Annotated in this window: 32 protein-coding genes; 6 read left to right on the forward strand and 26 right to left on the reverse strand. The window is 33.1% G+C overall.

Translation table 11 applies throughout. The features are described from left to right. Window positions 1-21: 21 nt before the first annotated feature. The 3 genes from IJI80_RS05580 to IJI80_RS05590 form a co-directional block, all read right to left on the reverse strand. Complete coding sequence (locus IJI80_RS05580; protein ID WP_292788357.1) at window positions 22-342, reverse strand: carboxymuconolactone decarboxylase family protein; 321 nt, start codon at window positions 340-342, stop codon at window positions 22-24. 50 nt (window positions 343-392) lie between these two features. After that, entirely contained in the window at window positions 393-713 is a 321-nt protein-coding gene (locus IJI80_RS05585; protein ID WP_292788359.1) for a carboxymuconolactone decarboxylase family protein, read from the reverse strand. Window positions 714-807: 94 nt separating this feature from the next. Beyond that, a complete protein-coding gene (locus tag IJI80_RS05590) occupies window positions 808-1,539 on the reverse strand; it encodes a thermonuclease family protein (protein WP_292788360.1) in 732 nt (243 codons plus the stop codon). Between the two features lie 182 nt (window positions 1,540-1,721). On the opposite strand from IJI80_RS05590, the gene IJI80_RS05595 reads away from it, so the two are divergent. Further along, window positions 1,722-2,138, forward strand: coding sequence for a DUF3795 domain-containing protein (locus IJI80_RS05595; RefSeq protein WP_292788362.1), 417 nt, complete (start codon window positions 1,722-1,724; stop codon window positions 2,136-2,138). A gap of 118 nt (window positions 2,139-2,256) precedes the next feature. Continuing rightward, window positions 2,257-2,757 (forward strand): hypothetical protein, encoded by a 501-nt coding sequence (locus tag IJI80_RS05600; RefSeq protein WP_292788363.1) that lies wholly within the window; start codon window positions 2,257-2,259, stop codon window positions 2,755-2,757. A gap of 136 nt (window positions 2,758-2,893) precedes the next feature. On the opposite strand, the gene IJI80_RS05605 is transcribed toward IJI80_RS05600, so the two are convergent. Then, the gene (locus IJI80_RS05605) at window positions 2,894-3,889 is read right to left on the reverse strand and encodes an NAD-dependent epimerase/dehydratase family protein (RefSeq protein WP_292788364.1); all 996 of its coding nucleotides are present in this window, start codon (window positions 3,887-3,889) and stop codon (window positions 2,894-2,896) included. Between the two features lie 286 nt (window positions 3,890-4,175). Between IJI80_RS05605 and IJI80_RS05610 the strand changes: the two genes are divergently transcribed. Both IJI80_RS05610 and IJI80_RS05615 read left to right on the forward strand, forming a co-directional pair. Continuing rightward, on the forward strand, window positions 4,176-4,319 hold the full coding sequence (locus IJI80_RS05610; protein ID WP_292788365.1) for a hypothetical protein: 144 nt from the start codon (window positions 4,176-4,178) through the stop codon (window positions 4,317-4,319). Between the two features lie 41 nt (window positions 4,320-4,360). Continuing rightward, window positions 4,361-4,696, forward strand: a complete 336-nt coding sequence (locus tag IJI80_RS05615; protein WP_292788367.1) for a DUF2085 domain-containing protein — start codon at window positions 4,361-4,363, stop codon at window positions 4,694-4,696. A 127-nt stretch (window positions 4,697-4,823) separates the two neighbouring features. Here IJI80_RS05615 and IJI80_RS05620 read toward each other — a convergent pair whose 3' ends face one another. From IJI80_RS05620 to IJI80_RS05725, 22 genes are all read right to left on the reverse strand, one after another. Beyond that, window positions 4,824-5,459 (reverse strand): CBS domain-containing protein, encoded by a 636-nt coding sequence (locus IJI80_RS05620; protein ID WP_292788369.1) that lies wholly within the window; start codon window positions 5,457-5,459, stop codon window positions 4,824-4,826. A 133-nt stretch (window positions 5,460-5,592) separates the two neighbouring features. Next, the gene (locus IJI80_RS05625) at window positions 5,593-6,420 is read right to left on the reverse strand and encodes a 4Fe-4S binding protein (protein ID WP_292788371.1); all 828 of its coding nucleotides are present in this window, start codon (window positions 6,418-6,420) and stop codon (window positions 5,593-5,595) included. A 231-nt stretch (window positions 6,421-6,651) separates the two neighbouring features. Continuing rightward, window positions 6,652-7,683, reverse strand: coding sequence for a carbohydrate kinase family protein (locus tag IJI80_RS05630; protein WP_292788373.1), 1,032 nt, complete (start codon window positions 7,681-7,683; stop codon window positions 6,652-6,654). Window positions 7,684-7,753: 70 nt separating this feature from the next. After that, window positions 7,754-8,644, reverse strand: a complete 891-nt coding sequence (locus IJI80_RS05635; protein ID WP_292788375.1) for a formylmethanofuran--tetrahydromethanopterin N-formyltransferase — start codon at window positions 8,642-8,644, stop codon at window positions 7,754-7,756. A 53-nt stretch (window positions 8,645-8,697) separates the two neighbouring features. Beyond that, window positions 8,698-9,837, reverse strand: a complete 1,140-nt coding sequence (locus IJI80_RS05640) for a hypothetical protein (RefSeq protein WP_292788377.1) — start codon at window positions 9,835-9,837, stop codon at window positions 8,698-8,700. A 98-nt stretch (window positions 9,838-9,935) separates the two neighbouring features. Further along, a complete protein-coding gene (locus tag IJI80_RS05645) occupies window positions 9,936-11,387 on the reverse strand; it encodes a 4Fe-4S binding protein (protein WP_292788378.1) in 1,452 nt (483 codons plus the stop codon). 1 nt (window position 11,388) lies between these two features. After that, complete coding sequence (locus tag IJI80_RS05650) at window positions 11,389-12,423, reverse strand: 4Fe-4S binding protein (RefSeq protein ID WP_292788379.1); 1,035 nt, start codon at window positions 12,421-12,423, stop codon at window positions 11,389-11,391. Window position 12,424: 1 nt separating this feature from the next. Beyond that, entirely contained in the window at window positions 12,425-13,552 is a 1,128-nt protein-coding gene (locus tag IJI80_RS05655; protein ID WP_292788380.1) for a nickel-dependent hydrogenase large subunit, read from the reverse strand. Between the two features lie 65 nt (window positions 13,553-13,617). Then, window positions 13,618-14,079, reverse strand: coding sequence for an NADH-quinone oxidoreductase subunit B family protein (locus IJI80_RS05660; RefSeq protein WP_292788381.1), 462 nt, complete (start codon window positions 14,077-14,079; stop codon window positions 13,618-13,620). Between the two features lie 67 nt (window positions 14,080-14,146). Next, window positions 14,147-14,530: a DUF1959 domain-containing protein gene (locus IJI80_RS05665; RefSeq protein WP_292788383.1), complete on the reverse strand. Its 384-nt coding sequence runs from the start codon at window positions 14,528-14,530 to the stop codon at window positions 14,147-14,149. Window positions 14,531-14,559: 29 nt separating this feature from the next. Beyond that, window positions 14,560-14,886: a DUF2104 domain-containing protein gene (locus IJI80_RS05670; RefSeq protein ID WP_292788385.1), complete on the reverse strand. Its 327-nt coding sequence runs from the start codon at window positions 14,884-14,886 to the stop codon at window positions 14,560-14,562. A 17-nt stretch (window positions 14,887-14,903) separates the two neighbouring features. Next, window positions 14,904-15,161: a hypothetical protein gene (locus IJI80_RS05675; protein ID WP_292788386.1), complete on the reverse strand. Its 258-nt coding sequence runs from the start codon at window positions 15,159-15,161 to the stop codon at window positions 14,904-14,906. Window positions 15,162-15,259: 98 nt separating this feature from the next. After that, on the reverse strand, window positions 15,260-16,120 hold the full coding sequence (locus IJI80_RS05680; RefSeq protein WP_292788388.1) for an NADH-quinone oxidoreductase subunit H: 861 nt from the start codon (window positions 16,118-16,120) through the stop codon (window positions 15,260-15,262). A gap of 21 nt (window positions 16,121-16,141) precedes the next feature. Beyond that, on the reverse strand, window positions 16,142-16,357 hold the full coding sequence (locus tag IJI80_RS05685; RefSeq protein ID WP_292788389.1) for a DUF788 domain-containing protein: 216 nt from the start codon (window positions 16,355-16,357) through the stop codon (window positions 16,142-16,144). 73 nt (window positions 16,358-16,430) lie between these two features. Continuing rightward, window positions 16,431-17,099 (reverse strand): hypothetical protein, encoded by a 669-nt coding sequence (locus tag IJI80_RS05690; protein WP_292788390.1) that lies wholly within the window; start codon window positions 17,097-17,099, stop codon window positions 16,431-16,433. A gap of 101 nt (window positions 17,100-17,200) precedes the next feature. After that, complete coding sequence (locus IJI80_RS05695) at window positions 17,201-17,878, reverse strand: EhaG family protein (protein ID WP_292788392.1); 678 nt, start codon at window positions 17,876-17,878, stop codon at window positions 17,201-17,203. Between the two features lie 4 nt (window positions 17,879-17,882). After that, entirely contained in the window at window positions 17,883-18,488 is a 606-nt protein-coding gene (locus IJI80_RS05700) for an EhaF family protein (protein WP_292788394.1), read from the reverse strand. Between the two features lie 61 nt (window positions 18,489-18,549). Next, entirely contained in the window at window positions 18,550-18,810 is a 261-nt protein-coding gene (locus IJI80_RS05705) for an EhaE family protein (RefSeq protein WP_292788396.1), read from the reverse strand. Further along, window positions 18,810-19,136 carry a DUF2108 domain-containing protein gene (locus tag IJI80_RS05710; protein ID WP_292788398.1) on the reverse strand — a complete coding sequence of 109 codons (327 nt, stop codon included), beginning with the start codon at window positions 19,134-19,136 and terminating at the stop codon, window positions 18,810-18,812. The genes IJI80_RS05705 and IJI80_RS05710 overlap by 1 nt, the downstream gene beginning before the upstream one ends. Before the next feature lie 78 nt (window positions 19,137-19,214). Further along, window positions 19,215-19,490: a DUF2109 domain-containing protein gene (locus tag IJI80_RS05715; protein WP_292788400.1), complete on the reverse strand. Its 276-nt coding sequence runs from the start codon at window positions 19,488-19,490 to the stop codon at window positions 19,215-19,217. A gap of 93 nt (window positions 19,491-19,583) precedes the next feature. Then, window positions 19,584-20,084: a hypothetical protein gene (locus IJI80_RS05720; RefSeq protein ID WP_292788402.1), complete on the reverse strand. Its 501-nt coding sequence runs from the start codon at window positions 20,082-20,084 to the stop codon at window positions 19,584-19,586. Beyond that, window positions 20,084-20,398 carry an energy-converting hydrogenase A subunit A EhaA gene (locus tag IJI80_RS05725; protein WP_292788404.1) on the reverse strand — a complete coding sequence of 105 codons (315 nt, stop codon included), beginning with the start codon at window positions 20,396-20,398 and terminating at the stop codon, window positions 20,084-20,086. Before IJI80_RS05725 ends, IJI80_RS05720 begins: the two co-directional genes overlap by 1 nt. Window positions 20,399-20,767: 369 nt before the next feature. Between IJI80_RS05725 and IJI80_RS05730 the strand changes: the two genes are divergently transcribed. Next, entirely contained in the window at window positions 20,768-21,706 is a 939-nt protein-coding gene (locus tag IJI80_RS05730; protein ID WP_292788406.1) for an SDR family oxidoreductase, read from the forward strand. Window positions 21,707-21,757: 51 nt separating this feature from the next. Beyond that, window positions 21,758-23,299 carry a (R)-citramalate synthase gene (locus tag IJI80_RS05735; RefSeq protein ID WP_292788408.1) on the forward strand — a complete coding sequence of 514 codons (1,542 nt, stop codon included), beginning with the start codon at window positions 21,758-21,760 and terminating at the stop codon, window positions 23,297-23,299. Window positions 23,300-23,345 lie beyond the last annotated feature (46 nt).

The raw sequence follows: 23,345 nt of genomic DNA on the forward strand, positions 1-23,345 counted from the left end.
AAAATTAAATAATTATCAAAATTAATCATACAATTTATTAACTACTTCTAATGCATGGATAAATGGAATCATTCCAGAGGTTAGAAGAACCACTTTCAAAACATCCATCATTTCATCACGACTAATATCAAGCTCTTTTTTAGCTTTAGATACTTGTTTTAAGAATGAAGAGCTTTCATGATTAGTTGCTGAAATAGCAATTGCAATTAATTTTTGAGTCCTATAATCCAAAATATTTGCATTCCAAATATTCTTATCTAAATTCTCAATAGAATCATATAGTTGAGGGTCTTCTTTTTTAATTTGGCGAATCCCCTTACCAAAAAACACTTTCTCTGCCATGATTTAACATCCAAAAATAAAAAAATGAATAGAATTAGAAAATAAAAAAATTATTCAAACACTTTATTTGCTATTTGCAAAGCCTTGTTGAATGGTTGCATACCTGAAGTCAATAAGACAACTTTCAAAACATCCACAACTTCATCACGAGTGACACCTAATTCCTTTTTAGCACTCATCATTTGCTTTTCAGTTGCACGGCTATCTGCATTGGAAGCTGCAATTCCAATAGCTATTAGCTTTTGAGTCTTATAATCCAATGCTTTTCCATCCCATACAGCATCATTTAAAGCTACAATAGCTTTGTATAAGTCTTCATCTTCCTCTTTTACCCTTTCCATGCCTTTTCCATAAAATACTTCCTCTTTCATATTAAGAACTCCTAAAAATAGTTATATAAATAATAATAATTTATTCTGAAAAATATTTAATGTTTTTGTCACTATTTAAGGGTAAAAAGTAAAATTAAGGTTGACAAACCTTGCATGGCTCATATCCATGGCTAATTGCATCAGTTCTGCTTTTGAAAGTGACCTTGTTTTTCTCAGAAATCTTCTTTCCCCATCTGCAAGTAGGAAAATGGAACTTATGGCTATTTGCACTTGCTATGTAAGATGAGGAATCAGATGAAGAGCTTCCAGTGTTTGAAGAGGTATATGAGCTTACATAATGGGAATATCCATCTGAATTAGGTGCCCAATCATATGGATAAAACTCACTTGGAGGCATATACATGACTTCAGCAAGCCCTTCCCTTAAAAGCATTTCATTCAAGTTCTTGCCATCCACTATGACAACAGCCAAATATCTGCCGTACTTGTCAGTATATTTGGAATCATCAATATCCAAACTCACTTCCTTATTCAAACATAACTTCTGAACAAAACGTTTAGAGCATATATAACCTTCAACACCTCTTTCAGGAGTGTTCACACCGACAAAACGGACCTTTCCAAGACCATCAACTTCAATGGTATCCCCATCAGTTACATAAGAACAGTATCCAGTGAATTCCGGTTGGCAATCTGTATCATCAAACTTGTTTAGGATATCATCATTTGACTTGTCAGAATATTTTGAAAAAGGAATATCATGAGTGAATCCAGTTCCAGTATAAGCGGATCCTGCAGATAAAATAGAAAATCCTAAAATTAGGATAATGAGCAAAATTAATAAATTTCTACCTTTTAACTTCATATTAATCCCCCTTTATTCAAATAAATGAAAAATTTATTCTAAAATAATTAATACTATTATATTATTGGAAATATATAAAATTTATCTTTAAAGAAAAAAATAAAAAAGGATAATCGAATAAAAGATAATTAAATAAAAAAGAATTTAAAAAATAAATTAAAAAGATAAATTTAGTGTTGAAAATGAAAATGCCTGAAAAAATTGATACAATCATGTTTGCACCTTGTGGAATGAATTGCAAACTTTGCAAAAAACATTTATCAGAAAGCAACTCATGTCCAGGATGCCTGATTGATAGCTCCAATAAGACCAAGAATGCATTGAAATGTAAAATAAAAAAATGTCTTGAAACAAAAAGAGTCAAATATTGTGGCAGATGCAGTGAATTTCCTTGCAAACTCATCAAAAAGCAAGACAAGAACTATAAGAAAAGATACAATTTTTCCACATTAGACAATGCAAAAAGAATCACATACACCGGAATCAATAAGATCATGTTGGAAGACAGCATTAATTGGAAATGTGAGTCTTGCGGAGGAATCATAAGCATTCAAGATCATATCTGCAGTGAATGTGGATTGGAAGATGATGATAAGTAATTACTTTTTCATTAAAGGATAATGGAAAATAGAATAAAAAATTATAAATTATATTAAATATTAAAATATATTGTACAAAACTTTTAATAAAAAAACTTTAAAATTTAATAGTGATAAAATGGCACGTATTGAATGTCCTAGATGTAGGAAAGTAAACGATGGAACTACCGATTTCTGCATTTACTGTGGGACTATCTTTGAAGAGTATAATCCGGAAGATGAAGATTTTAACATATTCACAATTAGTAAGAAATCCAATTATGGAATGAGTTCAAAATCCTCATCCGAAGATTTCTCATCTGGAAAAGACAAGTACAGATGGATGATTATCATAGGTTACCTATTTGCAATATTAGGCAGTGTGCTTGGTTTTATTTTTGCCATTTACTTAATAACAAGAAAAGATTCAAATGCTAGAAAGCATGGATTAATCCAATTAATAGTTTTAATAGCTGAATTTGGTTTAATTGGCTTTTTAATATTCACTGGACAAATGGATCCAAATATTATTCTAAATCCATTCAATACAACTAATATGACCAATATGACTCAAATGTATAATTCAAGTGCAATGAACATGAGCGGATCTGGTAATTTATCCAGTTTATTCGGTTTCTAAATAAACCATTCTTTTTTTATAATAAAAAATAGCTCTTTTTAAAAAAATAATTTAAAAATAAAAAAAGAAAATAAGTATTAGCTCTTTTTTAAAAAAACAATTTAAAATAAAAAAAAAGTAAAAAATTAAAAGAGAATTAGAACTCTGCATCTCTTTCAATATCTTCCCAGTTGTCTGTAAACCAACCATAGACTCTTTCTAAACCATCATCAAATGAAACAGTTGGTTTGTAACCGAGAATGTCTTTTGCCTTATCAATGGAAGACAATAACTTGGTTTTAGCATCCCAATTACGTCTTGCCACATAAGCGATTCCTTCAGGGTTTCCAGTTAATTCATTGACCTTGTTTGCCATATCAATAACTCTATGATCCTTACCGGAACCAAGGTTAATAGCTTCACCAATAGCTTCCTCTTCAACACCCATTGATAAGAGACCATTTACAATATCTCCAACAAAGGTCCAGTCTCTGGTTTCAGTACCATCACCTGTAATTGGCAATGCTTGTTTAGTCATGGACCAATAGAAGAAGTTAGGTATCACATTTCTGTATTTTCCTGGAACTTCACCAGGACCGAATACATTGAAGAATCTTGCATTTACAATTGGCATGTCATACAAGTTATGGAAATAATTGGTATATAATTCACCAAGCAATTTAGTTACTTGATAAGGTGTGTGCAATGAAATGGAAATGTCATGTTCTTCAAATGGCATTTTAGAGTCTAAACCATATACTCCACAGCCAGAAGATGAATATACAAATCTTTCAACACCAGTAAGCTGTGCATATTGAAGAACTTTCAAGATACCAATACCATTCACCATCAAGTCAGTTTCAGGATTGTCTACACTGTTTTGGTTAGCAAAGTGAGCAGCCAAATGGAATACATAATCTGGTTTCATTTTAAATACTCTCTTTAACTCTTCATCATCGAGGATATCACCTTGAACAAGCTCAACATTGTCATTTGTAGGTACATTCCATTCATAAGCAGAAGACATATTGTCAAGTATAATCACTTTTTCTGCACCAAGCTCTGCTAATCTTCTTGTTAAGTTACTTCCAACACAACCTGCTCCACCAGTTACTAAAATGGTTTTATCTTGATATTCATTATATTTAGACATAAAAATCACTTCAATAGTTAATAGTTAGTTAAATTTGTTTAAATTAATTAAAAATAATTTTTAATTGTTTATATGTTATAAGGTATGTTTTTATTATTAATAAAATTATTTAATAGCCATTAAAAAAAAAATTAACAATGAAGGAAGAAATTATTTAATTTAGTCTAATTAATCAATCCAATAAAATCTAATAAAATCTAATAAAATCTAATTAAATTTAAATAAATTTAAATAATAAATGAGAATATAATAAAGATTAAAGTCATGTGATTTTGAGGGTGATAAAATGGATTTTGGTCCAGAGGAATTTTTAATTTATGAAACTTATTTTGAAGACAATGACGAAACTGTCAATAGAAACGAAGGATGCTGCAGCACTTTAATCGTACTTGCAGTGCTTTTTATAATTATTAATGTATTAATTGTATAATCAGACCATACAATAAGAACTAAATGAAAAAAGGTTAAAAAATGAGTGTATTCGATTATATCTGCCATAGAAGACCTGAAAGAAGCTTTTTTTATAAAGGTCGTCAATTTCCAGTCTGTGCAAGATGCACTGGATTCTACATTAGTGGAATAGCTAGCATAATCCTTTTGAATTTCATTCAAGTTCCCTATTCATTAACAACATTACTCTTAGGAATTCTTCTTTTAATTCCATGTGCAATCGATGGATTTACCCAATTGTTTGAATTTAGGGAAAGCAATAACACTCTTAGACTGATTACTGGACTTCTTGGAGGAGTAGGTTTAATCTTAGTCTATGAAATGATGATAAGATTCTTTGTATATACTTTCTTATAAAAATAGCAAAAATAGTATAAAAAGATTTAAAAAAGGGAAAGTAGATAAAAAAATAAGAATAAAATAAGTAAAAAGAGTAAAAAAAGTAAAAAAAGGAGAAATTAAAATCTAAAGAGATTTTAAAATATTACCGTCTTGCACGGCCTACTTTACGTGCAATAACAAGTTCTCCAACTGAAATAAGACCTGCAAAGAACTTTTCAAGTCCACCAGTTGCCCAAATTGCTTCACCAAATGTAGCATTTTCAATATTTTTCTCATACTCTTCAGCAGTGATTTTTACACCAGTTGTTCTAGTACTGATTTTAGCGGAAGCTTCCATCAATTCGTCCCAACTAACTCCTCTAAGCTCTTTTTCCATAGCTTTGTAAATCTTATTAACTTTAATGTCATACAATGAAGACATTGAATCTACAATATCTACAGATCTGGTAACTCCAATTACCTGATTTTCATCATTTATAATAGGAATGCTGATTAATTTATTGTTAGAAGCTGCAATAACAACATTTCTTGCAGGCTCATTTTCACCAATGGTCATGATTTCCTCAACAGGACTCATAACATCTGCAATGCTTGTTTTGCCTTCACGTAATCCTTTTGTTATGTTGAATGAAGTAATCCAACCTTCCAATTTCATGTTTTCTTCTATAACAGGAGCAGTAAATCTTCTGTACTCCTCCATTTTTAGAGAAACATCTTCAATAGAATCATTTTTTGATACAAAAACAAATTCCTTATCCATCATCTCTTTAGCTTTCATTTTAAACACTTCTCCATTAAGATTTTAAAAAATCTGTAAAAATAATGTGTATAATTCAATTATTTATTTTTTCAATTTTTTTAATTATTCTAATAAATTTATTAATTTATTTAATAAATTTTTTATTTAATTTTTAATCATCTAAAACTAAATTTAAAGCACCAACAGGACATCTGGAACTGCATTCCTTACATCTTATGCACTTATCATTATTGAGAAAAATTTCTCCATCTACCACCTTGATGGCTTCAACTGGACAATTATCCTCACATAATTCACAAGCAACACAGATATCCTGATTGACATCAATGTGACTATAAATAACCACTGGACCTAAATCCCTTTTAAGGCTAATTGCACCTTGGATACATAAGTTTGCACAAGATCCACAACCGCAACAACGGTCTTTGTCAATATAGGAATACACATATCCATCTTCAGAGTCAATAGCTCCATCAATTGGACATGTCTCTCCATGCTCTTCAATGAATTGTTTAGTTCTAAGTGATATTGCATTGGTTGGACAGTATTTTAAGCAAGACCCACAACCAATACATTCTTTACGATTTATGGAAATGTCTTCCATTTTAAGATTTCTATGAGGAACCTTAATCTCCTTTAATGTATATTCTACAGAATCATCTTCCTTAATGACTGATTCAGCATCCCATACATAAATACATGAAACAGGGCAAGTTTGGGCACAAATCTCACATTGCACACAATCTTCACCGATTTTGGCTCTTTTAAGCCAGGTGGAAGAACTGATTACATTAATAGGACATTCTTCAACGCAAAGATTGCATCTGACACAACGAGGTGATATGGTTATGAGCTTATCCTGATCATTGAAATCATGAATATCCACATTAAAGTCTTCAATATCTTCATCTAAATCTACAGATTTAAGAGTGATTTCCCTCTCTAAGGTTTCAATCTGCTTTTTTAGTTTAATTTCCATATTTTTATCCCCATAGATAAATTTTAACAATCTACTCTATAAGCAAATTTTTTTAATCTTAAATTTCACTAGTATAAAAACATTATTATGATTATATATCTTTTAAATAATTTAAATAATTTATTATATCAAATAATTTTTTATTAAATAAATTTTATCAAATATTTTTTTTATTAAATAATTTTTTATTAAATAATTTTTATCAAATAATTTTTATTAAACAAAAATTTTTCATAATGACTGTGTAAACTCTTCCAATTCCTCTAAATTAGGCAATCCAGAAATGCCAATAGCTTGAACGGATTTTGAAGCAACCCAATTAGCTATTGTACATGATTTAGCCAAATCATATCCTTTAAGATATGAATACAGGAAACCGGCATTGAATGAATCTCCTGCAGCGGTTGTATCAACTGCATCGCATTCAAATGCAGGTATTTTAACCTCTTCATCATTTTTATTTATTGCATAAACTCCAAGTGAGCCTCTTTTTACAACAACAGTATCTATTCCATCATTTCGAACATTTACTGCCAAGTCTCTAAAGCTTAATGAATCATCATCAGATAATTTTAATTTTTCCTTATAGTAATCTTCAAATAATATCTTCAATTCCCCTTCATTAATTAACAGAATATCAGTTCTTTCAAGGATTTCTTTAAGTTCCTCTACTCCCTTTTTAGCATAAAGCATTCCAGGATCAAAGCTTAAGACAATCTTATCAGTCAATAGGGGCAACAATTCCTTTTGAGCATTGAATGAATCTCCAACAAATGAAGTGTAATGAAGTATCTTGCATGCATTGACATTCAATGGATTGATTTCATCAATTGTTATCTCATCATTTACACCAGGGTCTACATAAAGTGCCCTGTCTCCTGCATCAGAAACGAACCCCAAAACCTTTCCGGAATTGCCGCTTTCTGCATAGATGAGATTGGTTAAGTAAACATCATGAATCATAAGGTTGTATTCCAATAAGTCTCCTTCCTCATCATCTGCAATCTTTCCAATATATGATGTTGAACATCCAAGCTTTGAAAGGCCTATGATTGTATTGGCTGCTGAACCGCCAGGAGATTCCTCTTCACCTTTAATGAAACTTTCTCCATCGATTTCTGCAATATGTCCAACCTTATAAAGCTTATCCACATTCAATGCACCAAAACCTATAACATCAACATTGATTGCATCATAAACTATCTCATCAACACCTAAGTCTTCAGCAGTTACATTATTTGAGGAGTTTAATTCATTTTCCATTCTATTCACTCACATCATTTTTAGAGTTTTTCAATATTTTTCAATAAATAAATCTAATTCATTTTATCGATTATTCTTTCAAAATATCCAATAAATTGGTCTTATGTTCACCTAATTGGCCTTCAAAGTTTCCAGCTGAAATCCTTTCTACACCAGGGATGTCAATTATAGCATCAATAGCTTTCTTAATAGCCAAATTCATAGCTTCCTGACTGGTTGCATTTATAACGATTTCAGGAATGTAATTGACACCTTCAGGAACCTTTGACTCGTCACCAAGTCTTTCCTTTAATGAAGGGCAATAAGGATGATTGGTACTTGGACCAATCTCTGGGAAATTGGTTTCAGGCTTGCTTGCTGCAGAGCATATTCCAAAAGGAGTGCAGACTCCTTCCACTCCCATAATAGTGTCAATGATAATTCTTCCCGCCTTTAGGACAGCTTCCTTAGTGGAACACATATACCAGAAGTTACCTCCCATGATTCCTTCTGCATAGGCAAGTTCAGATTCTATCTGGAAATCAGGAACTGCAATAGGAACATTAATCATCTTTCTTCCAAACTCTTCAATTTCCCATTCATAGCCATCTCCACAATGGCCTACGCTTTCCATCATTCCAATAGCTCCAACAGGATTTTCAGTTATGCTGAATACCCTTGTAAATGGCTTTACAAGAATGTCTTGACGAATTCTGTAGGATAATTCCTTTTCAAACTTTGCCAAGTCATCAGTTAACCAGAATTGAACAATGGCTCCAGGTCTTCCATCCGGAGTTTTATCAGCGTCTACAAAAGCTTCGACACCTGCTTCCACTCTGCCAATTACAGCACTTGGTGTAGCTGTAGCATCATAAGCCGCTTCCTTTACAGTCAATTCGTCTTCTGCTGTAATCAATGCTCTAATGTACATTCCGTCAAATGATTCAAAGAATGTATCTTCAACCTTATCATACTTTGCCATAAATGTCATCTCATTACTAATATGCTTGATAAAATATTTTTAAATAATTAATATTAACCTAATCCACCAATATCCTTTCCACGGATGCTGTTTCTCATCTCTTTGCTTAACTTAAGAAGATACTCTCTATTATCATCTGTAATTATCTCAATTATAGGGGCTTCCTTATTGTAAAATACCTTTTCGAACTTTTCAACAAGTGAATAATCCACTTCAAAATCTTCAAATGCTGCATTTGGACCTTTTTGTGAATACTCCCTAATAAAGTCTAAAACATATTCCTTATCAAATCTGGAATGAAGATCAATCAAAATGGAACTTACAATAGTATGGTCAGATATCACTGCAATCTCTGCAACATTCATTGGATACTCATTTCCATTGAAGCTTACTGACAAACCGCCATTGTCCCTTGCATATTGCAATGGCTCAACATCTGTGATGCTGTCCCCCATGTAGATTATTGAACCTTGACCCAAATCCAATTTATCAACAATATCCTCAACTGCAATTTGCTTACCTTTACCACCAACAGTTTTCACACTTTCAATATACTTGTTGATTTCAAGCTTTGGAAACTCATTGAAGAAAATGTCATACAAAACATTGAAGTCATCTTCAGTTTCTTCACCGTGTTCAAGTATAATTTTTCTAAACTCATCAACTTTCTTAAGTTCCTCAATAAATTTTGGTGATTTGTCACCAACAATAGTTTGAGAATTGTTTGTTATGGATGAAACATTATCTGATTTTTTATCAAATTGGTTAAAATTAGTAGCCCCATCTACATCGAGTTGTGTGTGATAAGTATTTTGGAATGGGAAATCAATATAATTGCATAGAGCTTCAATATATTGACCATAACTAGTACTAACTATGAAAGAATCAATAAGTTCATTTGCGAATCTGAGAGTGTCATCAGAACCATCAACAAGATAGATGTTTTCCCTTGAAAACTTGATCATTTTTTCATTTGTTAGTCCAGCTAATTTATAAAATGGAACAATAAGTTTAAGTGTGTCACCAGCATGATAATTTTCAAGCTTGACATCATCAACAAGATAGTCATCAAATCTACTGATGATCTTGAATAATTTTCCACCATCTTCAATAAACTCATCTGCCAATTCATAAGCATTGTCATTTAATGTTAATGGACCTTCACAATCTGTGATAAAAACTTTTTTTACCATAATTTTATCTTCCTAACTTCAAGTCTTAATTTCATTTTCAATAAGTGTAATCTGATAAGAATAAAAAAAAGAAAAAATTTAAAAAATTTAAAAATAATTTATAAGAACTGCCAAATAGTTGAGACCCTTGCTGCATTCACTGGACAGATTCCCTCACAGTTTCTACAGGAAATACAATCATCATGATTTACAACGACCTTTCCGTCTTCAACGCTCAATGCGTCAACTGGACAGTTTTTAACGCACACTTCACACAATTGACAAGCATGATGATTAATCTCTACAGTACCGTTTCTTCTTCCTCTAAGGTCTCTTTTAATGAAGAATATCTCATGATTCCTGTTTGTAAAGAACTCTTCCTTAAGCTTGATAGCTTCAAAATTACAGCTTTCAGCACATAATCCACAGTATACACAGGAATTGTCTGTATCAATCACAATTGGATTAGGACCATCCAAGCTAATTGATTCAGTCGGACATACATCTCTGCATAATCCACAACTGATACAATTCTCTTCCACCACTTCAATTCCAAGTGTAGGTGGGAAGAACTCTACAAGGTCCAAAACCTTTACAACATCTAAGTCCTTTTTAATCTGTGCATTCAAACGCTCATTAAGGAATTCTGTTACATTCACTACAATTGATCTGCAGTTGGTACAAGTGAATATTTCAACATCTGAAAATTCCATTCCTCTTGGAACATCCCTAATGTCCATTGAGTTTTCATAATCGAAATCCTCAAAGTGATAATCCGCTGAGATGTCCTCAAGCAATTTTACCAGAACATTATCAATATTGGTTACTCCCTTTGAAATGTTATGAACATCCCTATCAATGATTTCAGACGCAATTTCCAATGTCTTGATCTTATTGAATGATTCAAATGCCTCTTCCCTTTCAACATAATCGATTGCATAGGTAGGGCATGAATGCATACATTCCTCACATCTTGCACAGTAAGCAGGGTCAATGAACGGCAATTTATTGGTTTTTCCTACATTGATTGCACCTTTGGAAGGACAAATCCTTGTACAAGTCATACAACCAATACATTCATCCTGGTCAATGCAGAGAGTTTTACCTTCCTTTACGGTTTTAGGAAGCAATTCCCCATACTTGATTGCATCAGTAGGGCAGTGCCTAAAGCAATAACCACAACGGATGCACTTATCCTCATCTATTTCACTATGTACTTCCTCTCCACCGGAAGACCTTAAATGGATAGCTCCAGACTTACATGCATTTACACATGCACCGCAAGCTCTACAGAGCTTTTTGTTAATGTTTGGAACATTTTCACGAATAGGATCTGCTAAAGTCTTCTTAATGTGAATAGCATCATAAGGACATGCATTGGTACACAAGACACAACCGAAACAATGTTCATCCAATTTAATTAACTTGGTATTTTCATCTTGATAAACTGCATCAATAGGACAGACATTCAAGCATGGCTTATCCATACAATTGATACATTTCTCATTATCAATCTCATACTCTATATGAACATCCCTTAATGGTCTTGGAATAGGGTCTACAGTAACCATATTAAGCCCTCCTTTCTGCTAATTGAGAAGCCTTTACAGAAATGTGAATAACTTCCTCATCATTATCATTAGTATCTAAATTAAACTTAGCCAAGAAATATTTAATTACACCAAATGGACAGGTCTGATAACAAATACTGCATCTTAAACATTTTTCCTTATCCCTTACAATGGTATCGTTGTCATTATCGAAGCTGATTGCTCCAGTTGGACAGTCTGGAATGCACATTTGACATTTCTTACAATTATCTGCATCCCAAGTGATAATTCTAATCTTCAATCTATTGATGGCATCTTCCAAGACTTCATGAACAACCTCTTCATCATTTAAGATTGTTAATGACTCGTCTAAAATAGGTTTGAGTTTCAATTCATCTAAAAATAGCCTGTCAGTGCCTAAATTAATCAAGTCATCCTGCTTGGATTCAATGTATTCCTCTAAGGTGCTTACTGCCAAATTGATGATTTTCTTTTGCTCTTCGAGATTGTTTACAAAGACTCCTCTCATTGCTCCTTTTACAGGACAGGTCTCTAAACATTTTCCACAGGAAATACATTTGGATTGGTTGACAACAAGCCTATCATCAATCTCTTCAATCGCTCCAACTTCACAGGCATCCATACACTTATGGCATCTTATGCATAAGTAATCATCCACAATGTACTTTCTTTTTGATGGGATGATATTGAACTCTTCACGAATGAAATGGTTTTCACCGCATTCCAATGTCTTTGGAGTTGAAGGGCAGACTTCAGCACAGAAACCGCATCTGATACAAGCCGCTTTATTAATTACTGGATAAATCAAACCAATGGACTCCTCATTGTCTGAATCCCTAACCAATTTGATTGCATTTGGTGATGGGCAAGATGCAGTACAGCTTCCACAACCAATACAATTTTCCTTGATCACTTCAGGAAAATCCCTGAATCTATCTGGCTTGTGTGCTATATCTTCCTTGGATTTTGCATCGAAAAATCCATCAATCCAGGTTTTTCTAGCAAATTCATAAATATACCAAATAAGTGAGGACATTTTATTTCACCTCAAAGAAGTCTTTTACAGTGGATTTGCCAGTATCAACGTCAGTTATAGCCACTCTTTCAGTACATGCAATGCAAGGATCTGATGATGCATAAGTAGATACGGCATCAGCAACTGTAGCTACATCCTTAAGCATGTACCTCGCACAGGAGTCAATATTCATAATACTTGGTGTTCTTATTGAAATGCGCTTAATCAAATCCCCATTGGTTTCAGCCATATATCTTACTTCTCCACGAGGAGCTTCATTTCTCCATTCACCATATCCTGATGGAATTTCCACAGGAACTCTTATATCTCCTTCAGGCATATTTTCAATTGCCTGTTTCACTAAATCAATAGATTGCTCAACTTCATAAAGCCTATTTAAGGTACGGGCATAGTTATCTCCCTCTTTTCTCCAAATAGGCTTGAAGTCAAAATAATCACGATAAGTATAATGCTCTTCTCTTAAGTCATGCTTAAGACCGGAAGCCCTTCCAATAGGACCTACCGCATGGCCTTTAATAGCTTCCTCCTTAGTCATCACTCCAACGCCTTTTGCCCTTAATGCAACTATTGGAGCCTCTTCAAATAATGCGATATGCCTATCAAAGCCATCTTCAATCTTCTTTAAGTTTTCAAGTATAGCATTGAAATGGCGCTCATCAGCATCCATTCTGACTCCACCAACAACATTCCATCCTAAATTGACCCTGTTTCCTGTTAAGAGTTCAAGGGAATCCATTGCATGTTCCCTTAAGGCCAAAACATGCATGAACAATGTCTCATGGTCAAGAGTCTTGAAGAATGTTGAATTTGCAAGCAAGTGGGATTGGATCCTGTCCAATTCATTTGTAATGACCCTTAAGTATTGGGCTCTTAAAGGCGCTTGAACTCCAGAAATTGATTCTAAAGTTTCTGCAAAGGTTTGTGTATGTTCGTAGGAACAGATACCACAGATTCTTTCAGATAAGTAAATGCATTTTTGCCAGGTCTTTCCTTCCATAATCTTTTCAATACCTCTATGAACATAACCATAATCGATCTCAGCTTTAATAACCTTTTCACCTTCAGTCTTAAGCTTAAGTCTTAAAGGTTCCTTTAAACCTGGATGAATTGGTCCAATTGGTAATATCATAATATCTGACTCCTTTACTTATCTAAATCTAAATTCAAAATACTAATAAACAATACTAATAAACATTAATCTTCCCTAGCGTCTTGAGCTCTTCCTTTAGCTGCAAGAGCACCAGGAGCAACAGTTAAAACTGCCTCTAATATTTCACTTGGCCTTGGAGGACAACCCGGAATAGCTGCATCCACTGGAATGAAGTCTGAAACAGGAGCAAGAACTCTTCCTCCCTCTTGTGCAAATACGTCTCCAGACTGTGGACAGTTTCCAACAGCCACTACAATCTTAGGTTCAGGAGTTTTTGCATAAATCCTTCTTAAATTGTCTCTCCATTGTTCTGTAACTGCACCAGTCACTAAAAGAACATCGGCTTCACGAGGATTATTGTGAACGTAAATTCCATACTGTTCAAGGTCGTATCTTGGTGAAAGAAGCGCTACAAGCTCTACATCACAGCCATTGCATCCTCCACAGTTTACAATACAAACATGAATTGAACTTTTTCTCACAATATCTTTAAGTTTTTTAAGCATTTCAATTACCTTAAATCTCGTTCTTTAATAATTTTATAAACATTATTTTTCAATTATTGTTCAATAATTATTCTCTCAATAATTCAACTATTTGAGCTCTACCTTCTTCTATGGCATCCTCATACTTTTTGCCATGCTTTACTACATCTTTGGTTAATTGGTGGCAGATTCTATCTGCATCTTCCTCAGATATTAGTTTAGCAACATCACTTAACCAATAAAGTCTCAAATCAAGATGCATTTGCCTTTTAATCTTTTCCCTGTTTGCTATTTCAAAGGTAGCATGCATATTTTCCAAATCACTCATATCAAAGCGATTCATAAGAATATCTTCAAATTCCTCTTTAGAAATTCCAAATTCTTCAGCCAATGGGTTTATAAGGTCTTTTTCCCATTTAAAACTATGAAGAACCCTTAATTTCATCATTTCATACTTTTCTTCACTATTCATACAAATCACGTGAGCAACTTTAGTTCATATTAAAATAATACTCCAGATGTTGAAATCCAGACTACTGCTGCAATAAGAATACCTATTGCAGTTTCCTTACGACCATAACCTGGTCTTCTTCCTAATGCAAGCCCTATAAAGAAGAATGCAATAGTAAGCAATATTTCAGAGCTAATATTTGGATTTAATCCATGGTTAAATAATAAAAACCATCCAATAATAGATAAAACCAAGGTTAAAACATCTATTTCAGATATTATATAAGGTTCCATATGCTTTTTATAGCTTAATAAAAGACCAGCGATGGATCCTATAATGAAAACCAAAATATAAATCATAATATATAATTCTTCCATAATCTCACCCAGTTTACCTAAATTGGCTTATATAAACAAATAAATGTGATACAAATTATCAAAAATGTAATGATGAATGCAATTTTCTCTAGATTTTCAGCTAAATGAGCATATTTTTCCTTATTTTGCACCAATATGAATGGAACAAAGATAAGTCCGATTATAGCTAAAGGAAGCGCTAAAATACTTTGATAGAAAGCGGCAAGTCCTGCCACTATAAAAATGCCTAAAGCTACCAATGAAGTTAATACTCTCATTCCTTTTTCATCATTCATTTTTAAGCCTTCTTTATTCGTTTTTACTTAATTAAAAGTAATTAAATCTTTTTAATTTTTTTAATTTATTTTTTATAAATTTAATTTTTTTAATAATTTTAAATAATAATCATGATAATTGAACCAACTGTACAGATAACTGCAATTGAAATTTGAGCCATTACGGAATGGTTTGGATTCAACATAGGAGTTGTAGCATTGATGAATCCTGTAATTATACAGATTACAATCATTCCAATCAAGTATCCGACAACGGAAATTGGTCCAAAGAATATTGTTAAGAATAACCATAATAGAATGTACCATGCGATTGATTCTGAAAACATTATGTATCCTCTAAGCATACCAAAGTGTTCAGTTTCAAATCCAGATATGATTTCCTTTCCTTTTGTGATTGCAAAAGGAGAATATGGAGATTTTGTAACTATTAAAGTGAAGAACATAATTGCTGCAAGAGGCAATTGCAATACTAAAGGACCATTTGCTGCTTGATATGCAATAATTCCACTGATATCCATAGTTCCAGTCAATAGGAATATGATTGCAATTACTGCAAAGAGCGGCAATTCACCAGCTGCTGAGAAAACAGCCCTTACACAACTTAACTTACCATATGGGGAACCTGATGAGGATCCTGCATTATGCTCTACAATCTTATGGATTGCATAAACACCGAATATGATCATTAAGGAGCCTTGAGCCACTGGACCTACAATAACTGCAGTAACCCAAACAGCTGCTAAAATAACTGTAATGCCTACATAAAACGGCATTGCAGCAGTTTTTGGAAATGAAGTTTCCTTAAAGAAAAATTTCAATGAATGCAATAAGTACTGTATAATAGGAGGTCCTGGTCTCAATTGGACTCTTGCCATAACCTTTCTGTGGAAACCTAATAAAAGACTACCAGCAAGGAAAGCGATTATTACATTGATTAAAATTTGAGCCATTAAATTCATGATATCTGCAAAGAGATTATACTAGTAACCTGTGAAAGGCTCTTCTCTTCTTTCCTCCTCTTCATCTTTTATTGGTTTGGACATTGTAAGAAGTCCAAATGAAAGTACTAAAAATGGTATACAAACAATAGCTATTGCATATACTATCCAATCAGCTGGATTAAATATTAAAGCGTAAAGGATAGCTAATACTGACGCAATCAAGATAATATAACTAGCTATTTTCATTTTATTCATTTTATCGACCTTCTATTTTAATATAAATTAATAAATATGATTCTTTTCTTATAATTGATTCTTATAATTGATTCTATAATATGGTTAATAAGATTTCAACAAATCTTACAATGATAAACAATGAACTTAAGTGGATAATCAATATGAATGGAGATCCAGGAGTTCTAAACATTTCTGCCTTACTTGCAAAGAATGGAGCAATACCGCTTTCTCCGCAAACTCCAATCAGCATTACAAGTGCACAGAATATCATCATTGGACTTGCAGGAATTGTTGCAAGTTCAATTAAACTTAATGTACCGGTAGCTGCTAAAATCATAGCTGCTCCACCAAATAATGGCAAACCGCACATCATTGCAATCAAACCGTATTGGTAAGCGGAATTCAAGACCTCTACCTGCTTTACAGCAGAAACAATACCAATGTTAACAATACCAATTAAAGCCATGAATAGGGTAAAGTTAAACAAGTCTCCAGTGATCATAGCTCCTGCTGTTGCTATACCACAGATAATAGCCAAGAATCTTCTATGCTTGAATTCCTTTTTGCCAACTGCAACCTTATTTTCATCAAGAGAACCAAACATTGCTTCCACTTGAGTTTCAGTTCGGCTCATAGCTATCAATGCTGTAAATACAAGTATAGTTACAAACAAGAATATGTGGAGAGGGTTTAAATAAAGAACAATATCCCCTAAAGGAATTGTACCCATCAAGTCTCCGCCTAAACTCTCTATAAGCATTTAAAGTCTCCTTTTTAAATTTAAGTTCATTTACTTGAATTTTTTTGAATAATAAACTGATAAATATAATATTTTAATTTTAAATTATTTTTTAGAAAAAATCATTTTCTTCCATATTCCTCTCTCATTAGAATTCCAATCAATCCAATCTTGGAAGCCACTTTCAAGAGCAATCCAAGTGCTGCAAGGAATAAACTGAGTAACCAATATTGCGGCATCAAGAAGAATAATAGGAAACCAATGATCCATAAGCACCAAGAGATCCCGGATATTGCTCCTACTCCATCAAGAACAACAATAGGCAATCCTCTTACCTTTCTGCTTAATACATAAATCACAATACCTCCACCAGCTACTGCACCACCAGTGAACCCTGATAGGAATACACCATATCCTATGAGTAGCAATGCAATGAAATTAGGAGCAGTTGTCATAATCTCCATATCTATATTCAAAGGCATCGGTGAAAATGAGGTATCAACATCTTTCTTTCTCATTTCACGAGATATCAAAATCTCGGATATTGCCATGATCTCTGCCAATTCAACTACCAAACCAGGAAGAATCAATGCTTCAGACAAGTCAGTTCCCACTGCAGCTACGACAATAAGCATAGCGAGACCAACAATGTCAGTTAAGATAAGGACTTGAATATCCCTTTTCTCCATTGCAATACCTATTAAGCCAATGAAAGCGACAATCAAACCACCGTATAAAGCTGTGGAATACGTTGATTGGTAGAAAGCAGGAACAAATTGAGGAACTATACTAGCAACCATCTAATCACCTGAACTCCTTTTTTGCTTGTTTAGCACGAGCTTTTCTATTGCTTTCCTCAACTTCACTAGCTATTCTGTCAGAACTTGCAATAGCTCTTTTTACATCTTCCTTGATATCTCCTTTACCTTTTTCTTCCTTTCTATCCATAGTGAAGTTAATTGCAAGCCATGATGCAATAATGAATGCCATCATGAGGATGGAAGATTCGAGGATTGTATCGAAACCTCTTGTATAGTAAAGGATTTCATCTATAACTCCTCCAGGAGATGCACAGATACTTGTTCCAAAGTATGGGGAAATGCCTTTCAGTGCTTCAGCTATTGGAGTCATATATGAATTGATCCAACCTAAATTCTCGGAATTTTCAGGATATTGGGCTTCTGTAATACCAGGACTTTCTAAAATCTCTCCGCCTCTGTCATATGGAGCAATTGCAAGACCTGCATCCATTTGACTTTGAGGAGCTGGACGAGTGTAGAGCTGATCGCTTTCCAATCCTATAGGAATCAGGAACCCAGCAATCAAGAGCAAACCTAAAATTAGAGCAAACAATCTAGGAATATTCTTAGGATTTGCCAACTTATTCCATAATTTAGCTATTCTAGGCATTTTTAGATTCCTCCCAGCATTAATTGAAACTGAATTTCATTTTTTAATAAATTGATAAGCATTATACATCAGCTCCTATCTCTTCTAAACGAGCAATAGCTCTAAATAGGATTAAAGTAACTATGATTGTAGTTGCAATCAAGGTCAAAAGAGCTAATGTAGAATTGTAAGTAAGTAAAATCAATGAAACTCCTACAGATGCTACCTCAGTATTGATTGTCCTTATAATTGGGTCTTTTACACCAGGACCCCATACTGCAGCAATGCTTCCAAAAATGGATAATGCTAAACCTACATAAACCCAAAGAGCAAGATTAAACATCATTTACCACCTTCAGAGTTTCTTTCTTTGTTTTCAGTTGTGTAATTCACTTTATCAAAAGTGGAATAATCTTCTAAATGTGACTTGCGCACTTCATTTATCTTAATCAAAGCAAGCAAGAATACAATAATAGACAATGGGTCAAGAACAGCAGTTAAGAAAGCTACATCCAAGTATTTAAAGCTAACAATAGCTAAGAATAAGCCTGCTTCCAAAATAGAAACCATTATTACCTTATCCAATGGTTTTTTAAGTAGGACAACTCCAATAGCACCTATTATCATCAAAGCAATTGATATTGTTGTCAAGTCAATAAATTCCAACATTTAAATCCCATTTTCTATTATTTGAAAAATAATGAGTAAGTATAATTTTAATTTAATCTTAATTTAATTTTTCAATTATTAGTTTTCCTTATGCTCTTCCATATCCTTATCAAAGGTTATCTCATCTTCCAAATCCTTTAAACTGTAAGCAATTGCATTTGCTCCAATTGTAGAAGAGATAAAGAAAGTTGCAGCTAATACAAGACCAAATGGAGTTTGAATATACAATGCAATCAATGCAGAAACACAGAATCCTATTACATTTATGTAAAGTAATTTTTCTGCTCTATCTTTGGTTATTACTGCCCTTAAAGCCATTAAGATTGCAATAACACCAATAATTTCAATAAACATGATTTAACCTTGTATTTTTTATTTAATTTATTTTATCTATTTTTTAATCATTTAATTAATAATAAACTAACTAAACAATTCAAATCGTTTTAATTATTCATATTTAGTATATCTGCCAAAGGATTTTGCTATTTTTCCAATTAATCTTGAACTTGTAGGATGATGAATTCCTTGAATAGTGAATATTGCAATTACCATTCCACAAATGAACATCTCTGGAGTGATTCCAACAAATGAGAATATGAATATAAGTAGTGTCATGGTCAAAGCGCCAGTTGTTCCAGCATACCCTGGATCTGCACATAACCTATTTCCAATATAAACAAGTAATGCAGCTATTAGACCGCCTTGGATTCCAAGAATATAAACTCCAATTGAAGCCATCAATGTTCCTGCTGATGCATCTGGAGAACATAAGATGTTTCCTTGGAAGAATCCTCCTGCCAAATCTCCTTTTCTATTTTTAATGGAATATCCTACGGTTTCCGCTCCTTTAACTCCAGGAGCTTCAGGAAGACCAAGGAATGTATCCACTATCACAAAATTAAGCCAAGAGATAATGGTTGCTAAAATCAAGCCAATAATTAGATTCATTATTCGCTACCTCCTTGAGGGCTTGGGAAAACATAATCGAATAGATACTTGACAAAAATAGCTGAAAAAACTCCTACTATAATTGCAATTAACAATCCATTATAAATCCAAAACACATTCAGTGAATAAAAAATAGCTAGAATCCCTATAGCAAAAACAGGAGTTGGGAATAGTGCGCTTTTGGTCCAGGAAAACCTAATCTGCTTTTCTGGAAGAAGTGGCAATCTTAAAGCTAACGCTAAGACTATTGCAAGTATAATCGCCACGATATAATTCATAAGTAATTGAAATCCATTAGCACCTATACTAATCATACTTATAAATATGTTATAATATAATATATATCTTTTATTACTTATTGACAAGCCGAAAAAATAGGACAAATATTTGATTATTTTTAAAATTAAAAAAATAGAGTAAATTTAATACAAAATAAATAAAAATTATTACTAATTAGGAAAAATAAGTGATTTTTAGAGAAAAATTTTTTTTAGAAAAATAATTTTTTTTGAAATTTTAAAAAAATATTTTAAATTATTCTTTAAATACATAATATTAAAATAGTATTAAAATTATAATTTATTCTAATATAGACTTAATAATTAAAAGTTTTAATAATTGATAATTTAAATCAAGATAATAACAATCTAATTCAAATGACATTATAAAAAGGACCTGATATAATGGAAAATAAGGAAATTGTAGTGACTGGAGGATGTGGATTTATAGGATCACATATTGTAGGAGAACTATTGGAAAACAATAAGGTAACCATTATAGACAACTTATCCTCTGGAAAAATGGAAAACCTGGAAAATCCAAATCATGAAAACTTAACTATAATTAACGAAGATCTTTTAGACTGCGATTTAGATGAGATTTTAAAAGGAAAGGATTATGTATTCCACCTTGCTGCAAAGGTAAGTGTGCCAGGAAGCGTTGCAGAACCTTTTGACTATAACGAGACAAACATTGATGCTACCTTGAAATTGCTTATAGCATGTAAAAACAACAATATTAAAAAGATTGTTTTCTCATCATCATCTGCAGTTTATGGAGAAAATCCAAACATGCCATTGAAGGAAACTGAACTTCCTATGCCTTCATCCCCTTATGCAGCTCAAAAGGCAAGCGGGGAATTATATTTAAAATCATTCTATGAAAGCTATGGCTTGAATTATGTTGCACTTAGGTATTTCAATGTCTTTGGTCCTAGACAAGATGAAAACTCACCTTATGCAGCAGTAATTCCTAAATTCATTTCTGCAATCCTAAAAGGGGAAAGTCCTGTAATTTATGGTGATGGAGAGCAAAGCAGAGACTTTATCTTTGTAAAGGAAATAGCTAAAGCAAATATTGCAGCTTGCGAATCTGACTACAATGGAATAGTCAATGTTGCATTAGGAAAATCAATGACTATAAACCATTTATTTAATATCGTTAGTGATGTTTTAGAGTCCGATTTGGAAGTGAAATATTTAGATGAACGTCCTGGAGATATTAAACACTCATTAGCAGACATAAGCAATCAGGAAAAAATTAACTTTAATCCAGAAGAAGGTAAATTTGAAGAGCAATTAAGGGAAACTGTAAAATGGTTTAAAGAAGAGATGGAAAAATAAATCATTCAAAAAAATTATACTAACATTATTTAATCAAAAAGAAGTGGAAAAATGAAGATAGAAGTATTAGACACCACATTAAGGGACGGGGAACAGACCCCTGGAATCTCCTTAAATGCAATTAAAAAATTGAGGATAGCTACCAAACTAGATGAAATAGGAGTTAATTCGATTGAGGCAGGATCTGCAATCACATCTGAAGGAGAAAGGGAAGCTATTAAATTGATTACATCTCAAGGATTGGATGCAGAGATTGTAAGCTTTTCAAGAACATTGCTTAAAGATGTTGATTACTGCCTAGAATGTGATGTTGATGCTGTAAATGTAGTAGTTCCCACTTCTGATTTGCATTTGAAATATAAACTGAAAAAATCTCAAGATGAAATGATGGAAGATGCCATCAAAGTAGTTGAATACGCTAAAGACCATGGACTTTCTGTAGAGCTTGCTGCTGAAGACTCAACAAGAACTGATGTTGAATACTTAAGAAAAATATTCAAGGCAACAATCGATGCAGGAGCTGACAGAATTTGCCCATGTGACACTTTAGGAATGCTTACACCACTCAAATCATTTAATTTCTATAGGAAATTCACTGATTTGGGAGTTCCTGTTAGCGCTCATTGCCATAATGACTTTGGACTTGCAGTAGCTAACACATTATCAGCTATTGATGGAGGAGCTACTAGATTCCATGGAACTATAAACGGACTTGGTGAGAGAGCAGGAAATGCTGCTATAGAAGAGGTTGTAGTCTCATTGAACACATTATACAAATATAGTGATGATGACGATGAAAGCAAGTACACAACTGACATCAAGATAAATCAACTTTACAGCACTTCCAAATTGGTTTCAAGATTAAGCAATGCTTATCTTGCTCCAAACAAGCCTATTGTAGGTGAAAATGCATTTGCACATGAATCTGGAATTCATGCAGATGGAGTTATAAAAAACAGCGCTACCTATGAACCAATCATGCCAGAACTTGTAGGCCATAGACGTAAGTTTATCGTTGGAAAGCATGTTGGAACAAAAGGTTTGAACAATAGATTGCAGGAATTAGGAATTGAAGTGAACAACGACCAGTTAAATGAAATCTTCCTTAAGGTAAAGGACCTTGGAGACAAGGGAAAAACTGTTACAGACACTGATTTGGAAGCTATTGCAGAGCATGTCCTAAACATTGAGCAAGAAAAGAAAATCAATCTCGACGAGCTCACAATCGTTTCAGGCAACAAAATCAGACCAACCGCTTCAATTAAGATGAATATTGAAGATAAGGAAGTCATCGAAGCGGATGTTGGTATCGGACCTGTTGATGCAGCTATCAATGCAGTCAATAAGGGAATAAAAAACTTTGCAGACATCAAGCTTGAGGAATACCACGTAGATGCAGTTACCGGCGGTACAGACGCATTGATTGAGGTAATCGTAAAGCTTAGTTCAGGAGACAAGATCATATCTGCAAGGGCAACCGAACCAGACATTATCAATGCTAGTGTGGAAGCTTATGTTGATGGTGTAAACAGATTGCTTGAGAACAATCATTTTTCCTTGGATAAAAAGCAAACAAAGAAGAATAAAAAATAAACTAATTTTTAATATTATTTTAATTTTAATCATAAAATTTTTAAAT

Source organism: Methanobrevibacter sp. (assembly GCF_017432245.1).
Classification (GTDB): Archaea; Methanobacteriota; Methanobacteria; order Methanobacteriales; family Methanobacteriaceae; genus Methanobrevibacter.

Coding starts and splice junctions, on each gene's coding strand:
- IJI80_RS05580 (WP_292788357.1), bottom strand. CDS start 342: ATGGCAGAGAAAGTGTTTTTTGGTAAGGGGATTCGCCAAATTAAAAAA.
- IJI80_RS05585 (WP_292788359.1), bottom strand. CDS start 713: ATGAAAGAGGAAGTATTTTATGGAAAAGGCATGGAAAGGGTAAAAGAG.
- IJI80_RS05590 (WP_292788360.1), bottom strand. CDS start 1,539: ATGAAGTTAAAAGGTAGAAATTTATTAATTTTGCTCATTATCCTAATT.
- IJI80_RS05595 (WP_292788362.1), top strand. CDS start 1,722: ATGAAAATGCCTGAAAAAATTGATACAATCATGTTTGCACCTTGTGGA.
- IJI80_RS05600 (WP_292788363.1), top strand. CDS start 2,257: ATGGCACGTATTGAATGTCCTAGATGTAGGAAAGTAAACGATGGAACT.
- IJI80_RS05605 (WP_292788364.1), bottom strand. CDS start 3,889: ATGTCTAAATATAATGAATATCAAGATAAAACCATTTTAGTAACTGGT.
- IJI80_RS05610 (WP_292788365.1), top strand. CDS start 4,176: ATGGATTTTGGTCCAGAGGAATTTTTAATTTATGAAACTTATTTTGAA.
- IJI80_RS05615 (WP_292788367.1), top strand. CDS start 4,361: ATGAGTGTATTCGATTATATCTGCCATAGAAGACCTGAAAGAAGCTTT.
- IJI80_RS05620 (WP_292788369.1), bottom strand. CDS start 5,459: ATGAAAGCTAAAGAGATGATGGATAAGGAATTTGTTTTTGTATCAAAA.
- IJI80_RS05625 (WP_292788371.1), bottom strand. CDS start 6,420: ATGGAAATTAAACTAAAAAAGCAGATTGAAACCTTAGAGAGGGAAATC.
- IJI80_RS05630 (WP_292788373.1), bottom strand. CDS start 7,683: ATGGAAAATGAATTAAACTCCTCAAATAATGTAACTGCTGAAGACTTA.
- IJI80_RS05635 (WP_292788375.1), bottom strand. CDS start 8,644: ATGGCAAAGTATGATAAGGTTGAAGATACATTCTTTGAATCATTTGAC.
- IJI80_RS05640 (WP_292788377.1), bottom strand. CDS start 9,837: ATGGTAAAAAAAGTTTTTATCACAGATTGTGAAGGTCCATTAACATTA.
- IJI80_RS05645 (WP_292788378.1), bottom strand. CDS start 11,387: ATGGTTACTGTAGACCCTATTCCAAGACCATTAAGGGATGTTCATATA.
- IJI80_RS05650 (WP_292788379.1), bottom strand. CDS start 12,423: ATGTCCTCACTTATTTGGTATATTTATGAATTTGCTAGAAAAACCTGG.
- IJI80_RS05655 (WP_292788380.1), bottom strand. CDS start 13,552: ATGATATTACCAATTGGACCAATTCATCCAGGTTTAAAGGAACCTTTA.
- IJI80_RS05660 (WP_292788381.1), bottom strand. CDS start 14,079: ATGCTTAAAAAACTTAAAGATATTGTGAGAAAAAGTTCAATTCATGTT.
- IJI80_RS05665 (WP_292788383.1), bottom strand. CDS start 14,530: ATGAATAGTGAAGAAAAGTATGAAATGATGAAATTAAGGGTTCTTCAT.
- IJI80_RS05670 (WP_292788385.1), bottom strand. CDS start 14,886: ATGGAAGAATTATATATTATGATTTATATTTTGGTTTTCATTATAGGA.
- IJI80_RS05675 (WP_292788386.1), bottom strand. CDS start 15,161: ATGAATGATGAAAAAGGAATGAGAGTATTAACTTCATTGGTAGCTTTA.
- IJI80_RS05680 (WP_292788388.1), bottom strand. CDS start 16,120: ATGAATTTAATGGCTCAAATTTTAATCAATGTAATAATCGCTTTCCTT.
- IJI80_RS05685 (WP_292788389.1), bottom strand. CDS start 16,357: ATGAATAAAATGAAAATAGCTAGTTATATTATCTTGATTGCGTCAGTA.
- IJI80_RS05690 (WP_292788390.1), bottom strand. CDS start 17,099: ATGCTTATAGAGAGTTTAGGCGGAGACTTGATGGGTACAATTCCTTTA.
- IJI80_RS05695 (WP_292788392.1), bottom strand. CDS start 17,878: ATGGTTGCTAGTATAGTTCCTCAATTTGTTCCTGCTTTCTACCAATCA.
- IJI80_RS05700 (WP_292788394.1), bottom strand. CDS start 18,488: ATGCCTAGAATAGCTAAATTATGGAATAAGTTGGCAAATCCTAAGAAT.
- IJI80_RS05705 (WP_292788396.1), bottom strand. CDS start 18,810: ATGTTTAATCTTGCTCTTTGGGTTTATGTAGGTTTAGCATTATCCATT.
- IJI80_RS05710 (WP_292788398.1), bottom strand. CDS start 19,136: ATGTTGGAATTTATTGACTTGACAACAATATCAATTGCTTTGATGATA.
- IJI80_RS05715 (WP_292788400.1), bottom strand. CDS start 19,490: ATGTTTATTGAAATTATTGGTGTTATTGCAATCTTAATGGCTTTAAGG.
- IJI80_RS05720 (WP_292788402.1), bottom strand. CDS start 20,084: ATGAATCTAATTATTGGCTTGATTTTAGCAACCATTATCTCTTGGCTT.
- IJI80_RS05725 (WP_292788404.1), bottom strand. CDS start 20,398: ATGATTAGTATAGGTGCTAATGGATTTCAATTACTTATGAATTATATC.
- IJI80_RS05730 (WP_292788406.1), top strand. CDS start 20,768: ATGGAAAATAAGGAAATTGTAGTGACTGGAGGATGTGGATTTATAGGA.
- IJI80_RS05735 (WP_292788408.1), top strand. CDS start 21,758: ATGAAGATAGAAGTATTAGACACCACATTAAGGGACGGGGAACAGACC.